General features: G+C 43.2%; 13 protein-coding genes. 7 read left to right on the top strand and 6 right to left on the bottom strand.

Going from position 1 to position 15,372, the window contains the following annotated elements; genetic code table 11:
* The first annotated feature begins 92 nt into the window (after positions 1-92).
* The 7 genes from JUI58_RS02945 to JUI58_RS02915 all read left to right on the top strand — a co-directional run bounded on the left by JUI58_RS02945 (position 93) and on the right by JUI58_RS02915 (position 8,073).
* Positions 93-284: a hypothetical protein gene (locus tag JUI58_RS02945; protein WP_204102250.1), complete on the top strand. Its 192-nt coding sequence runs from the start codon at positions 93-95 to the stop codon at positions 282-284.
* 154 nt (positions 285-438) lie between these two features.
* A complete protein-coding gene (locus tag JUI58_RS02940; protein WP_204102249.1) occupies positions 439-1,062 on the top strand; it encodes a DUF3172 domain-containing protein in 624 nt (207 codons plus the stop codon).
* Between the two features lie 92 nt (positions 1,063-1,154).
* A complete protein-coding gene (locus JUI58_RS02935) occupies positions 1,155-2,297 on the top strand; it encodes a 50S ribosomal protein L11 methyltransferase (RefSeq protein WP_204102248.1) in 1,143 nt (380 codons plus the stop codon).
* A gap of 109 nt (positions 2,298-2,406) precedes the next feature.
* Complete coding sequence (locus JUI58_RS02930; protein WP_239121232.1) at positions 2,407-4,335, top strand: FAD-dependent oxidoreductase; 1,929 nt, start codon at positions 2,407-2,409, stop codon at positions 4,333-4,335.
* Positions 4,336-4,541: 206 nt separating this feature from the next.
* Complete coding sequence (locus JUI58_RS02925; protein WP_204102247.1) at positions 4,542-5,771, top strand: peptidoglycan-binding protein; 1,230 nt, start codon at positions 4,542-4,544, stop codon at positions 5,769-5,771.
* Complete coding sequence (locus tag JUI58_RS02920; protein ID WP_204102246.1) at positions 5,764-6,855, top strand: glycosyltransferase family 4 protein; 1,092 nt, start codon at positions 5,764-5,766, stop codon at positions 6,853-6,855. Before JUI58_RS02925 ends, JUI58_RS02920 begins: the two co-directional genes overlap by 8 nt.
* 132 nt (positions 6,856-6,987) lie before the next feature.
* Entirely contained in the window at positions 6,988-8,073 is a 1,086-nt protein-coding gene (locus JUI58_RS02915) for a Gfo/Idh/MocA family oxidoreductase (protein ID WP_239121231.1), read from the top strand.
* Between the two features lies 1 nt (position 8,074).
* Here JUI58_RS02915 and JUI58_RS02910 read toward each other — a convergent pair whose 3' ends face one another.
* Genes JUI58_RS02910 through JUI58_RS02885 form a run of 6 tightly spaced genes read right to left on the bottom strand, consistent with a single transcriptional unit; the run spans position 8,075 to position 14,817 of the window.
* On the bottom strand, positions 8,075-9,802 hold the full coding sequence (locus JUI58_RS02910; protein WP_239121230.1) for an ABC transporter ATP-binding protein: 1,728 nt from the start codon (positions 9,800-9,802) through the stop codon (positions 8,075-8,077).
* 15 nt (positions 9,803-9,817) lie between these two features.
* Complete coding sequence (gene accD / locus JUI58_RS02905) at positions 9,818-10,756, bottom strand: acetyl-CoA carboxylase, carboxyltransferase subunit beta (RefSeq protein ID WP_204102245.1); 939 nt, start codon at positions 10,754-10,756, stop codon at positions 9,818-9,820.
* Positions 10,757-10,790: 34 nt separating this feature from the next.
* Complete coding sequence (locus JUI58_RS02900; protein ID WP_204102244.1) at positions 10,791-11,018, bottom strand: hypothetical protein; 228 nt, start codon at positions 11,016-11,018, stop codon at positions 10,791-10,793.
* Between the two features lie 55 nt (positions 11,019-11,073).
* Positions 11,074-11,895, bottom strand: coding sequence for an A24 family peptidase (locus tag JUI58_RS02895; RefSeq protein WP_204102243.1), 822 nt, complete (start codon positions 11,893-11,895; stop codon positions 11,074-11,076).
* A 60-nt stretch (positions 11,896-11,955) separates the two neighbouring features.
* Positions 11,956-13,845, bottom strand: coding sequence for an excinuclease ABC subunit UvrC (gene uvrC / locus JUI58_RS02890; protein ID WP_204102242.1), 1,890 nt, complete (start codon positions 13,843-13,845; stop codon positions 11,956-11,958).
* Positions 13,846-13,875: 30 nt separating this feature from the next.
* On the bottom strand, positions 13,876-14,817 hold the full coding sequence (locus tag JUI58_RS02885) for a cation diffusion facilitator family transporter (protein ID WP_204102241.1): 942 nt from the start codon (positions 14,815-14,817) through the stop codon (positions 13,876-13,878).
* Between the last annotated feature and the right edge of the window lie 555 nt (positions 14,818-15,372).

The following is a 15,372-nucleotide window of genomic DNA, read 5'->3' as shown; positions in this document are numbered from 1 at the left end:
TACAAAAGCACCCTAATTAAACAACTCCAAGGCGGTAGCGAAACTAATATAAAGCCGTCCTATAAGGACGGGGTTTCTACCCAATTTTTCTGATGAAAATCTCGGACATCCAAAACACAATTACTCGAGAAACCAATACTCTCAAAGACAAAATAGATCGAAGAGAGTTGATTTTGTCAACCTATGTTGGCGATCCGACTCGACTGAGAACCGAATTAGAAAAATGGCGATCGGAGTTAGATATTTGGCAAAAATGTAAAAACATGATTGACCAAGCACAGTAATCACTGAAAGGGGGAGAGATGAGGGGTGAATTACCTCGATCATTCTTGGCTTATTTTTAGGTCGCAATTCAAGGACACCTAACGGTAGTATAGGTACACCTGAATTGTGACATTTCGGTTAAACTCTGAGAGCAGGTGTTTTTAACAGGGACTGATGAAACGTCGAAAATCTCCTTACGACCGTTATAACGATCCCAGAAATGGCAGAGGATATGACAATCGCTCCTCAACTGTGCCAGAAGAACGCGATCGCGACAACCAGAAGCGATCGCCTTTAGCGGGGTTTAATTTGCCTTTTAATGTCAATTACCCCATTTTGGCTGTGATAGGGGCGGTATTTATTTGTGGAATTGCCTTGGGTATGGGCTTGAGTCTCAGTCCTAGCGATAATATTGTCAATGTAGCCTCGCGGGATGTGATCGATCGCCGCTCTCCCAGTCCAGAAATTTGCCTCAAATATGGAGCAAGTGCAATGGTGACGGATCTGCGCGTATTTATGACTCTTAATCCGTTTAATGTTTATGTTACTCAACCCGTCATGCAGCCTGGATGCGTCTTGCGGACTAATAATTGGGCAATTCTCGAGCAAGCACGATTGATTAATAGCGACCAAGTTAATGATTGCAAGCGACGCATGAATACTTTTGGTTATACGGGAAGTTTAGAGGGATCGCCAACTATCAATTGCGTTTATCAAAATGATGCCGCAGGAAACCTTTTCCTCAATCCTGAAGGGAGAAATGAGGTGAATGCACCCAAGGAATCGGAAAACTTTTAAAACTGTTAAATCAATTCAAAAATGGTCATCGGTTAGGGTTTGGAGACCAAACCCCTACATATCAACTATCAACTATCAACTATCAACTGCCAATGTACAGTTTATTTGGCTATGGCAATATGATCGCCGATCGCCACCGCATGAATGCTTATGTTAAGGCGCTTGAAGGGTGTATTAAACCTGGTTCTATTGTGTTGGATATCGGCACGGGGACAGGGATTTGTGCTATTTTAGCGTGTAAATTAGGAGCGAAACAAGTTTATGCGATCGAATCTAATTCGGCGATCGCCGTGGCAAAATTGGCAGCCCAAGATAATGACTGTGGGGACAAAATTGAATTTATTCAGGCCATGTCGGTAAATGTTGATTTACCGGAAAAAGTTGATGTTATTGTTTCCGATCTACGAGGAATTTTACCATTTTTTCAAGAACATATCCCTTCAATTATCGATGCGCGATCGCGTTTTTTGCAGACTGGAGGAACAATGATTCCTTTGCGCGATCGCCTCTGGGGAACTCTCGTTCATGCTCCAGAATTATATCATTCTTATTCTTCTCTCTGGCAGCAGGATATCCCCTACAATCTAAATTTAGAAAGCCCTCGTAGTTTCCTTTTCCATGCTTGGAAAAAATGTACAATTTCCCTAGAACAATGTTTAACTGAACCCTTATTATTTGCTGTTTTAGATTATGCTCAAATTTCTACACCAAATTTACAAGTAAAGTTAGAATGGAGAGCAGAAAAAGCAGGATTAGGGCATGGAATTTGTTTATGGTTTGATTCATTATTGACGACAGGAGTAGAGTTTTCTAATGCTCCTGGACAGCCCGATCTAATCTATGGAAAAGCCTTTTTACCTTGGCTTGAACCTGTTGCAATTGCTTCTGGCGATCGGATAATCTGCGATCTCAAAGCAAATTTAGTGGGAGGACAATATATCTGGCAATGGAACTCTAAAATTATAACTGGAGGGAAAACTAGGGCAGATTTTAAACAGTCTACATTTAACGCAAAACTGATTAATCGAGAAGCATTAGAGCGGCGATCGCTAGATTATATTCCCCAAGTCAATGAAAATGGGATAATTACCTCTTTTATTCTCAGTTTGATGGACAAAAACAACAACTTAGAAGCCATTGCCCGGGAATGTGCAGCGCTATTTCCTCAGCGTTTCCCGACTTGGAAAAATGCTGTAAATCAAGTCAGAGAAGTTATTGATGATTATGGCCAATAAGAACAGACAAAAAAATATAGACAAAAAAAATCACGATTATTATTGATTATTCGTTGACAATTAATAAATATTCATTGATAATTTGTAATTGGAAATTATTCATTGATTTATGAGTTATTTTACCGATCTTTCTTCATTAGTTTCTCGTCGAACTGCTCTAAAAATAATGGGTGTAACTGTTGTGGGTGCAGGGTTAGGGTATTCCCGCTTTAGCAAACCACAACCAACTATTTACCAACCCGATCGCCTCGATCTCCCTCTTCATCTCGATAGACAAAAGACAGTTTGTGTTGTAGGAGCAGGATTAGCAGGTTTGGCTTGCGCTTATGAACTGACAAAACGCGGATTTGCTGTAACACTATTGGAAAAATCTCCCAATTTGGGGGGGAAAATTGCCAGTTGGAAGATTCAGGTTGGAGAAGATGAATTTATGATGGAACACGGTTTCCACGGCTTTTTTCCTCAATACTATAATCTCAAAAGTATTGTCGAAGAACTGTCCATTGAAGAGAATTTTCAATCTTTAGAATTTTATTCTGTCCTCTTTCGCAAAGGAGAATATCAACCGGAAGTTTTTCGTCCCAGTCATTCGGCTTTTCCTTGGAATATTGTCGATCTGGCGATCGCTTCTCCCAATCGCTTTCAATGGGGAATTAATCTCATTAATATCAAGCATTTACAAGTCTTTCAAGCAATTACTGGTTTTCGCATTCCTCAAACCTTTAAAAAATATGATGCTTTAAGTGTTGCAGACTGGGTAGCAGAAGATTTTCCCCAAGGATTATACGATCTCTATTTTCTGCCTTTTGCTAAGTCCAGTTTAAATGCACCCGATCGCCTCAGTGTCGGAGAATTATTACAGTTTTTTCACTTTTATTTCTTTGGCAACCCAGAAGGTTTAGCCTTTAATGGCACTCGAGATGATATGGGGACAAGTTTAGTCAAGCCGATCGCCAATTTTATTCGCAATCATGGTGGTAAAATCATCCCAGAAGCAACTGTAAGCAAGATTCAATCTCAAGAGGGAAAAATTAATTCTCTTACTTATCAACAGGGAAATTTGCAAACCGATGTTCCCTTTTGGGTTGAAGGTAACAAATTATTAGAAGATGGAGAATATTACGGTGCTGGCGATCGCCTTTATTTGGCCACAAATGAAACAGAAGTTCTTTCTCTAACCTGCACCCATCAAGGCTGTAGCGTCCACAAACAAGCCGATGGAGGCTTTCTTTGCCCTTGTCACGGTGCTAAATACGATGCAGCCGGAAAAGTCCTCCAAGGACCCGCAAAGCGCGATCTAGCCGCATTTAAAATTATTGAACAACAAGAGAATAAAGTAAAATTAGTAGCTGCAAATGCGATCGCCGATGGGGAAGAAATTGCGATCGCGGCAGATTATTATATTATTGCCGCAGATGTTCCTGGAACAAAACATCTTTTCGATCTGATGCAAGGAGATGTTAATATAAATATTGGCAACAAGATACAAAAATTAGCTGTTTCCGATCCCTTTGCCGTGGGACGATTTTGGCTAGATCGGGATTTTTCTTGGGAACAAAGCAATTTTGCCTCTCTATCCGGTTACGATTTAACAGATAGTATTACTCTCTATCATCGCATTCAAAATCAGTTCATTGAGTGGTCGAAGCGGACAGGATATAGCGTAGTTGAGTTACACGCTTACTGTTATAAAGAGAAAGAGTTTCCGACTCAAGAAGACTTGTTAGCAACCTTTGAAAGAGAACTTTTTGAAATTGTCCCCGAGTTGCAAGGGGCGACTATTTTACATAAAGAATTGGTAAATCAGAAAAACTTCTCCGGTTATCCTCCCAATAGCTACCGCGATCGCCCAGAAACAAAAACGGAAATTAACAATCTGATGTTAGCAGGAGATTGGGTAAAAATGCCTTTTCCCTGCGGTTTAATGGAAAGAGCCGTCAGTAGCGGTCTTTTGGCAGCCAACGCCATTTTACAAGAGGAAGGACTGCAAAGGCGATCGCTTCTCTCAGTTAATCCCGAGGGCTTATTGAATATCTAAACAAAAAAAAGAGAGCCACCTTGGTGACTCCCCCAATCATCAGGGTGCATCTACAAGAATTAATATAACACTTGGGGGTGAGTGGTGTCACCCCCTCCTCCAAAAAATCTTGTTTTTTCAAGACGGAGGTGTTTCTCCGATGATTCTGATGTCTAATGAATCTAAGACCTGGTTTACACATTATTGATCATTCATCCCTTTAAAGAATGTTTGGCGATCGCATTTTCTCCTTCTTCCTCTTGTCACTGATTTCCACCAGCGCTACCCTCGGCAGCGCTAATCTGCCCATTGCTTCAGCCCAATCTCCCCCAGAATCCACCCCGATTACCCAAAAGGAAACCCCTCCCACCACAAAACCTTCCCCCAATAATTCTTCTCAACTCAAACCTGGAGATGAAGGGGATATCGTCATGGAATTGCAAAACCGACTCAAGCAACTCGGTCACTATGAAGGGGATGCGACGGGCAAGTATGATGAAAAAACCAAAGAAGCAGTGGCTAAATTTCAAACCAGCCAGAAACTAGCACCCACAGGAATTTTTGATGAAACCGCTTTCGATAAATTGCGAGAGATTCAAAATATTACCGTCCCGAAAAAACCGAAGGCACCGCGCAAACGGCAACTCAGTAAAAAAGCCCTTGCTGTCATTGGTGCCGGGGGATTAGTGACCCTATTGGGGTTGGGAGGGGCAATCTTTTTACTATTGCGCTATATCAATCGGGGAAATCGACAAGATTGGCAGGAAATTGAGGGGATCAAGGAGGAGGAAATCCCAGAATCAGAATTATTATCAGAAATAGAACCCTTTCAGGATCTAGAGGCCTTCCCTAAAGTAGATGACCATAATACCTTAGACCTAGCCAAACCCCTTCTTAATGTTCCTAATCCCCCCCCCAAAGAAATCCCCGATATTTGGTCTGAACCTGCTGTGGCCTCTTCCTCCTTTGTGGCGAATAGTACCATTCCGCCGGAAATTAGCAGCCGCGATCGCCAGAATTTACCTTTAGTAAAATTAGACCTAATTGAAGAACTCATTCGCGAGTTACATTCCCCAGATCCCGACCAGAGGAAGAAAGCGATCTGGGAATTGGCGCAACGGGCAGACTCGCGGGCAGTACAACCCCTCGTGGGCTTGCTTTTAGAGTCAGATTCCCAACAACAATCCCTAGTTTTAGAGGCACTTTCCCAAATTGGAACTCGCACCCTCAAACCCATGAATCGCGCCCTAGCACTCTCGTTGCAAGACGATAATGCTCAAGTGCGGAAAAATGCCATTCGCGATTTAACTCGGGTTTACGAGTTAATTGCTCAATTAAGCCAATTAATTTACTATGCCACCGATGACCCAGATCCAGAGGTGCAAGAAACTGCAAAATGGGCATTGGGTCAGTTAAATCACATTCGGATGCTGCCAAGCGATCGCAACCATGAATAATGAAGCCAAAAAATTACAGTTATTATTTGCCTCTACCCCCGTCGCTGCCTTGGGTTCGGGATTAGGGGGCGGGGTGGAACTCACTTTAAAGAATTTTGCTGAAGAATTGCAACGACGGGGACATCAGATCAAGATCGTTGCCCCCGAGGGTTCCCGTTTACAAGGCTTTCCCGTGAAAGAAATTGAAGGCTCTCTGCAAATTGCCGCCCAAACTCAAAAGCGAGACAATCCGATTATCCTACCGGAAAATTCCGTTCTCGAACAAATGTGGGATTATGCTAGAACCGTGCAGGATCGTTTTGATTTAATTGTCAATTTTGCTTATGACTGGCTGCCGTTTTATTTAACCCCTTTTTTTACTCGTCCCATTGCTCATTTAGTGAGTATGGGGTCGTTGACGACGGCAATGGATCGGGCGATCGCGGAGACATGGCGGGTTTTTCCCGAAACCTTGGCCTTTCATAGTCACGCCCAAGCGGAAACCTTTCCCGAAATTGTTAATCCTCGCTGTTTGGGTAACGCGATCGCCATCGAAAAATACCAATTTTGTGAGCAACCTGATAATACTTTAGCTTGGGTTGCTCGCATTGCCCCGGAAAAAGCCCTCGAGGATGCGGTAATTGCGTCCCAAAAAACGGGCATTCCTTTGCAAATTTTTGGCAAGATCGATCGCCAAGACTATTGGCAGCAAATCCAAGATCGGTATCCGAATGCACCCATTAAATATCAGGGTTTTTTGACCACAGAAGAACTACAGGCACAATTGGGAAAATGCCGCGCTCTTTTAATGACCCCTCGCTGGATCGAGGCCTTTGGTAATGTGGCGATCGAGGCTTTGGCCTGCGGTGTTCCCATTATTGCCTACAAGCGCGGCGGACCACGGGAAATAGTGCGGGAGGGTCAAACTGGCTTTTTAGTCGAACCCGACAGCGTAGAGGGCTTAATTGCTGCCATTGAACGCATTGATGAGTGCGATCGCCATGCCTGTCGCGAACAAGCTGAAAGAGAATATTCTCTCAAAGCATTAGGCGATCGGCTGGAGGCATGGTTATATGAGATTGTTGAGGCTCGTAGTATAACTTAAGTGAAAATTAAGGGTGCTAAATTACAGGTTTGCCGATCGCCAATATCAAGCAAAAAACTCATTCCGATGAGGGTGTTAGCTTATCCCGAACTCAGGTTAAAATAGCCCTATGGTAGTTTGGGGATTTGCTGCATGAGTATAGGTGTTGCGGTTGTCGGTACCGGGTTCGGTCAAAAAATTCACATTCCTGGATTTCAACATCACCCCGAAACAGAGGTGGTTGCAGTTTGGAATCGAGATTTAGGCAAAGCTAAGGCGATCGCGGACTCTCAGCAAATTCCCCATGCTTTTAATCGTTTGGATAAGTTACTTTCTCTCCCAGAAGTTGAAGCGGTAAGCGTCTCTACACCTCCTTTCCTGCACTACGAGATGGCGAAACAGGTTTTAGAAGCGGGGAAGCATTTGTTATTGGAAAAGCCTATGACCCTGCGGGTTAGCGAAACAAAAGAACTGTATCAATTGGCGCAACAAAAGGGTTTAATTGCGATCGCCGATTTTGAGTATCGCTTTGTCCCAGCCTGGCAAAGATTGGCAGAATTATTACAGGAAGGCTATGTTGGCCAAACTCGACTGATTAAAATTGATTGGTTAGCCGTCAGTCGTGCTGACCCCGATCGCCCTTGGAATTGGTATTCTCGCAAAGATAAAGGGGGCGGTGCTTTGGGGGCGATCGGTTCTCACGCTTTCGATTACATTCACTGGTTATTCGGACCCGTTAAACGTTTGTGCGCTCATTTAAGTTGTGCAATTCCTCAACGTCCCGATCCTGCTGATGGGGGGAAACTCAAACCCGTAGATGCTGACGATACTTGCACGATAATGCTGGAATTGGCAGACGGTACGCCCTGTCAGGTTTCCCTTAGTTCTGTGACTTATCAGGGAAGAGGGCATTGGGTCGAAGTTTATGGCGATCGCGGTACTCTTGTTCTCGGTAGCGACAATCTTAAAGATTACGTTCACGGTTTTCACTTATCTGCTGCTCCTGCGGGTCAGAATTTATCTGAGCAAGAAATCCCTAAACGCCTTGCTTTCCCACAAGTCTTTACTGATGGGCGTTTAGCTCCTTTTATTCGCGTCGCCGATCATTGGTTAAACTGTATTAAGTCCGGGCAAAATACCTCACCTTCTTTAAAAGAGGGTATTTATTCGCAATTACTGATGGATTTAACTCACGAATCCCATGAAAAGAAATGTTGGCTTGATGTCCCGAAATATTAACTCACCCCTCAAATTGTTGAGCGTAAAACTGGGCATAACGACCGTTTTGGGCGATTAATTCGGCGTGGGTTCCCAACTCTATAATCCTACCATTTTCTAACACAAACAAGCGATCGGCTTTGCGGACGGTGGCGAGACGATGGGCGATAACAAACACTGTGCGATCGCGCATAATTCGGTCTAAGGCTTCTTGTACCAGTGCTTCTGATTCCGAGTCTAACGCAGAAGTAGCTTCATCGAGAATCAGTAAACGAGGATTGAAGAATACCGCCCTGGCGATCGCAATGCGTTGGCGCTGTCCTCCCGATAAAGTAGTGCCGCGTTCCCCCACATAGGTGTGATAACCTTGAGTGAACTGGCTAATAAACTGATGGGCATTGGCAATTTTAGCCGCCGCTTCAATGGCTGAAAAATCTACATCTGGCTGACCAAAAGCGATATTTTCCGCGATCGTACCAGAAAATAACATGGTTTCTTGCGGCACAATGCCAATTTGTCGGCGCAGGCTTTTGAGGGAGACATCGCGAATATTGGTGCCATCAATGAGAATTTCCCCTGCATCGGGGTCATAAAACCGGGGGAGAAGATTAACTAAAGTTGTTTTTCCCGCCCCAGAATGACCCACTAAGGCGATCGTTTCTCCTGGACTGGCGAGAAAATTAAGGGCGTGTAAGACTCGTTTTTCTGGGGTATAACTAAAACTAACTTGGCGAAATTCTACCTTTCCCGAGGTGGGAGGTAGCGCGATCGCATTTGATTTCTCCTCGATCGCAGGTTTAATCTTTAAGATGGCAAAAATGCGATCGACGGAGGCTTCCCCTTGTTTAAATTCGTTGTAATTATTGGTGCTAATGGTAATCGGATCGATCAGCATTCCTACTGCTGCTAAATAGCCGATAAACTCGCTTCCCGTGAGGTTATTTTGAGAGATTTGCCAGCCGCCAAGGAAAAAGATAAAAATGAAACTACAAGCATACAAAAAACCGACAACCACCATTTGAAAAGCCTTAATTCTTTCGGCGGTATATTTTGCCCGTCGGTTGGCTTCTGCTTCCACCATAAAACGACTGAGGGTAAATTCTTCTGCTGCAAATCCTTGGACGAGACGAATACCACTAAAAAACTCAATTAATAATGCTGATAAATTTGAGATGCGACTTTGGGCGCGATGGGAAAATTTGAGCAGGCGATCGCCAAAAATCCCCACTAATATTGCCATTGCTGGGGCAACCAGAAACGCCGCTAGGGTTAATTGCCAATTGAGATAAATCATGGAAGCCAAGACGACAATTAACTGCAAAACGCAGGGAATAAACTGATGAAATAGTTGGTTTACCACTTCCCCAATGCGATCGATATCTTCCGTTAAACGATAAGATAAATCCCCAGTTTTCGTCGTTTCAAAATAACTCAATCCCAATTTTTGCGTATGAGAATAAACCTGTTTTCGCAGATCGAGGGCAATTTGCAAAGCTGCTTTCGCCATGAGAGAATCTTGACCGTAAAGGGCGATCGCCCGCACAACAAAGACCGCGATCGCTAACCCCGCAATTTTAGCACTAATGTTAATATTTCCCTCTCCCACAGCAGCCGCCAAACGTTCCGCCAACCAAATCATAATCGGCCAGCTTGCAGTAAAGAAAAGCGTACAAACTAAGGCCAAAGCAATAGTGATACTTTGGGGAAGAATATAGGGAGGTAATAGCCGATAATTGGAACGAATTTTCAAATTAGTGATTAGTAATTAATTCTCTTTGTGGACAACGAATTGTTCATGATTCATCGATAAATTGCCCTCTAATGCAACACCTGCATTAATGGGATAAAAAGGTTGATGAATGCTAATTAATTGGGCGAGAGTTCTTTTTAGGTGAATGCGAGAAACGATCGCATCGACAAACCCATGTTGCAACAAATATTCTGAGGTTTGGAAGTCATCGGGGAGTTTTTCCCGGAGGGTTTGTTCGATCACCCGCCGTCCCGCAAAGCCAATAGCCGCCTTGGGTTCAGCCAAAATTAAATCTCCCAACATGGCAAAACTGGCAGTAACTCCTCCCATTGTCGGATGAGTTAACACGGGAATATAGAGTAATCTAGCTTGGCGATGGCGTTCTAATGCCCCCGATATTTTCGCCATTTGCATTAAACTCAACATTCCTTCCTGCATTCTTGCGCCACCAGATGCACAAACAATGATTACTGTCAAGCATTCATTTGTACCATATTCAATCAAACGACAGAGTTTTTCCCCGACTACAGATCCCATACTTCCCCCCATAAACTGAAAGTCCATCACCCCGAGGGCAACGGGTAAGCCATCGAGAAGTCCAGTTCCGGTTTGTACCGCATCTTTTAATTTTGTTTTCCCTTGGTATTCTCGCAGGCGATCTTTGTAGGGTTTGCGATCGCGGAAATTAAGCGGATCGACGGGTTGAATATTCTCATTTAACGGCTTCCAGGTTTTAGCATCTATCAGTTGACGAATGCGTTCGTTGCTATCTACCCCTAGGTGATGGTCGCATTCTAAGCAAACCATTTGATTAACCTGTAAATCCTTGGTATAAGCCAATACACCGCAACTTGGGCATTTCGTCCATAACCCATCGGCGATTTCTCGTTCTTGGTGTTGTTGGTTTGCGGTTTCAGATTTTTCTCGATTGGCAAACCAGTCAAATAAAGACATAAGTAATTAAAAAATTTTATCTTTTGTTGTGAAATTATGACTCGGGTTCGAGTTCTTCTTCCTTGGGACTCAATAACAGCAAGGCCGTCCATTGGTCTTGGGGATGAACTTGGATTGCAGCTTGTCCCGAGAGAAAACAACCACTTGCCCCAACATTGACAATGCGACAAGGAATATCGTAACTAACGAGGATTTGCTGCATGAGGTCGGCTTCCCAGCGCATACTGGTTGTTCTCAAAGTGATCCAAGATACAGAATTCATCTTATCAAGAGTTGCGATCGTTGTTAATTTCTCCCGATTCTAGCGTCAAGGAAAGCTAACTTAGGGGGAAAAATAGGTTTTGATAGGTTGAGAGAATGATTTCTCCCCAAAAGAGGGATAAAAATGCGCCGATCGCCAAGAAGGGTCCGAAAGGTAGAACTTTCTCTCGTTGCCACCAACCCATCGCGATCGCCCCTCCTCCGAGAAATGCCCCCAGGCCGCAAGCGAGAAATCCTGTCAATAGTAACAATTTCCAACCCAACCATGTTCCCATCATGGCAGCTAATTTAGCATCTCCGGCTCCCATTGCTGTGCGTCCGTAGAAGGTGGAAGCAAGAAAGGCGATCGCCTCAAATAACCACAATCCCACAACTGCACCGCTAATTCCTGTCACTAAACGTTCGAGACTGCCGGAAATTTCCCCAGTTTCTTGCCATCCCCAGAACAGCATAAAGCCTAAACCCACAATTAAACCGGATTGCGTCAGGGCATTGGGTAGAGTAAAAGTATCAAGATCGATGAGAGAAAGTGCCAGTAACCAGCTTAAAAATGTCCAATATCCTAGGGTTTCCCAATTCGTACCAAAGCGCCAAAAAACCAGCAAAAATAAGACTCCTGTTGCAGTTTCTACTAAAGGATAGCGCGGAGAAATTGGCGCTTGACAATGCTTGCATTTCCCCTTCAGACGCAACCAACCCAAGATAGGAATATTTTCTCCTTTTCCCAGTTTTGTTAAACATTTGGGACAGCGAGAAGGAGGAGAAATAATAGAAAGTTGGGCAGGAATGCGATAAACGACAACATTTAAAAAACTCCCGATCGCAGACCCAAAGGCAAAAATAAGGATTACTGTTACCAGAATTAATAAAATTTCCATATTTATGTTTATAGTAACATTTAGTTGGGCGATCGTATTTTTACATAAAACTATCAGACTTTAACTCGGGTGAAAATAAGCATAGATTTCCTGCGCCAAATGCGAACCAATTCCCGATACTGCTTGTAATTGTTCTAAACTTGCCTCGCGAATATAGTCAATAGAATGAAAATGCGCTAATAATTGCTTCTGACGTTCAAATCCTAACCCGGGAATTTCATCTAAACGCGATCGCCTCCCTTGTTTCAAGCGTTGCTGTCGGTGAAAACTAACAGCGAAACGGTGGGCTTCATCTCTCACCCTGCGTAACAATTGTACACCAGGCTGTTCTGGTTCCGTATCTAAAGGAGAAGATTCTCCTGGTAAAAATATTTCTTCTCGTTGTTTCGCTAAACTGACCACCTTTAATTCCTCCCATAAAGGATTCTCTCTATTTCCCTGCAATACTGCCACCACTGCCGAAAGTTGCCCCTTTCCCCCATCAATCATGACCAGATCGGGAAAATCTGGGTCTTCCTGACGCGGTAAATTCGGGTTTTCCAGATACTTGCGAAAGCGCCGTCCGATCACTTCTGCTAAACTGGCAAAATCATCCGATCGCCCAATTCTAACCTCTGGATTCTTGATTTTATAATGGCGATAGTGCTGTTTTGCGGGAACACCATCGATAAAAACTACTTGTGACGCGACGGCATTTGACCCTTGAATGTGAGAAATATCGTAGCCTTCGATGCGTTTAGGAATCTCCGCTAAATCCAGAATTTCCGCTAAATCCTGTAAGGAAAGTGTATCGCGATCGCGCTGTTTTTGGGTTCTCTCTAATTCATACCCTGCATTGCGCTCCACCATCTCAATTAAGTATGCTTTACTCTGACGCTGAGGGGAAACAATACTCACTTTTCTTCCCTTGCGTTCCGTTAGCCATTGCGCCAAGATTTCCCCCTCGGCTAACTCGTATTGAACTAGAATATCCGTAGGAATTTCCACGGGATCGACCTGTAAATAATGTTCTTCTAGGACTCGCTGTAAAATTTCGGGGGGAGTTCCCGAGGGGGTTTCCGCAAAGTAGCCCAAGCGTCCTACTAATTTTCCTGCCCTCACTTGAAAGAGTTGAATGCAGCAATGGCGATCGTCTTGGGCTAGGGCGATCGCATCCCGAGACACGGTATCATCGGGTAAAGAGACTTTTTGATCGGCGTGAAGAGAATCTAAACCCTGCAAGCGATCGCGGACTTCCGCAGCGAGTTCAAAGTTCAATTCTTGCGCCGCTTTTTCCATTTGTGCTTGTAAAATCTGCATTAATTCCCCACTCCTTCCCTGAAATACCATAGCCACTTTCTCAACAATTTTGCGATAATCTTCTGGTGAAACGAGATTCTGACAGACTCCAGGACAGCGACCGATATCATAATTGAGACAAGGACGGTCTTTAAATAAAGGTTGGGGACGCTGACGCAAAGGGAAAATACGCTTGACTAAATAAAGAGTTTGGCGCAATAATCGCGTATCGACATAGGGACCATAATGGCGATCGCGACTATTCTTTAATCTGCGTTTGCGAGTAATAAAAATGCGCGGATAATCCTCCGACCAAGTAATACAAACATAGGGATATTTTTTATCATCTTTGAGGAGAACATTATAATAAGGTTGGTGTTGTTTGATCAGATTAGCTTCTAAAGCGAGGGCTTCTACTTCTGTATCAGTGACAATAAACTCAATTTCCGTAACTTGACGTACCATCATGGTAATGCGATCGCTTAATCTTTGCGAGTCACGAAAATAAGATCGCACCCGCGATCGCAGTTTCTTCGATTTACCAATATAGAGAATACTATCAGTCCCATCTCGCATCAAATAAACTCCCGGTTTCGGAGGAATTTCCTTGAGTCTCGCTTCGAGGCGATCGCTATCTTGTAGGAAGGATTGGGGTTTCCTGGATACATTCATATTTTTGACAATTGTTTATAACTAATATGTTCAAAAATCTGGATTTTTAATCAAATTTGCATCGCAATCTGGCTCATATTCTGGTTGTAAAATAATATGATGAATTGCAAACTTACCTCTTAATTGCCGTTGAATTTGTTCCAAAATCAAGGTAATTTTACCTAAAGAAAGATTATCTTTAAAAGAAATATGTCCCTCAAAATGAATATCGCGATCGCTAATTTGCCAAAGATGAATATGATGAATATTAGCAATTTCTGGATTCAGCAAAATTTCCCTTTCAATTTCTCCCAGATCGAGATGAGAAGGCGCAAACTGCATAACAATAGCTAAAGAAGACATTAATATCTGCCATGAAGCATAAACCAGATAAAACGCAATAAAAACCGTCAGGAGACTATCTAGCCAATAAACCTGATAAAAATACATTATTACTCCCCCTACAAATACAGCCACCGAAGTTAAAAAATCACCAGCTAAATGTAAATAAGCAGATCGCATATTCAAATTTTGACGAGAATTGCGATAAAGGGCGAGAATACTCCCGCCATTCACCAAGACTCCCAACAAGGCCAAACCCATGACAATTCCTGAATCAATTGGTTCTATTTCTCCCTGTCCCGACAAACGCAAAACCGCTTGATAAACTAGATTTAAGCCGATCGCAATTAACATCACTGCATTAATCAAAGCCGCCAGAATTTCTGCCCGTTTATAGCCAAATGTTTTTTGAGGCGTTGCTTGTCGGGAAACCAAGCGATTCGCAATATAACTAATAAACATCGCTAAAACATCACTGGCATTATGAAGGGCATCAGACAACAGGGACAAACTACCGGAAAATAAACCTCCGATCGCTTGAGCAACTGTAATGGTAATATTAAGAAAAATCACAAAACCCAAGCGTTTTCCACTGGTAGAATGATGCTCGTGATGATGGTGTTGGTTATGATTATGATCTGCTGTAGACATGACCAATAAAAAGAAACATGGTAGAGATTGCGTCGTAACTTGCTATTGTAAAATTCCCCTCAGATTAACATAATTTTGGCGATCGCGTTCCCCTTGCTTGTCTTGTGAAGAAGGCGATCGCCAAAAATCTAAGGCGATCGTTAAATTTTCCTACGTTTCTGTCATAACTGACATAGGCTGACTAAAATAAACAGAATGGTAGAATACTATCTTAAATGTCAAAAGAGGACTCCCGTTAGAGCCGACAGGCTTAACGGCGAGATGAATTTTGACCAGCAAATAAAACCGACCCAAGGGAGTAAGTTTAATTGAAATTGTGCTAGTCTGAAAAAGCCAATGCACCCAAGTGTGCCGAGATAGGCAGAATTGGTGATTCTCGCCAGATAAAATGTCCGACCAAAAAGAAGTACCTGATAGCAGGGGCGGCATAGTTTATGAAGGAGAAGCCGAAACATAATTAAGTTTTTGGTTGTCTGCTGTCGGGCAGTCAGTGGACGTTAAACAGATGCTTGTGGAGGGGAATCTGGACGGGGTTTCAAGACAGAGATGACTTGA

The sequence above is a fragment of the Spirulina sp. CCY15215 genome, from assembly GCF_016888125.1.
Lineage (GTDB): Bacteria > Cyanobacteriota > Cyanobacteriia > Cyanobacteriales > Spirulinaceae > CCY15215.
The sequence above is the reverse complement of the archived record's forward strand: the minus strand, read 5'-3'. Positions and strand labels throughout refer to the sequence as shown.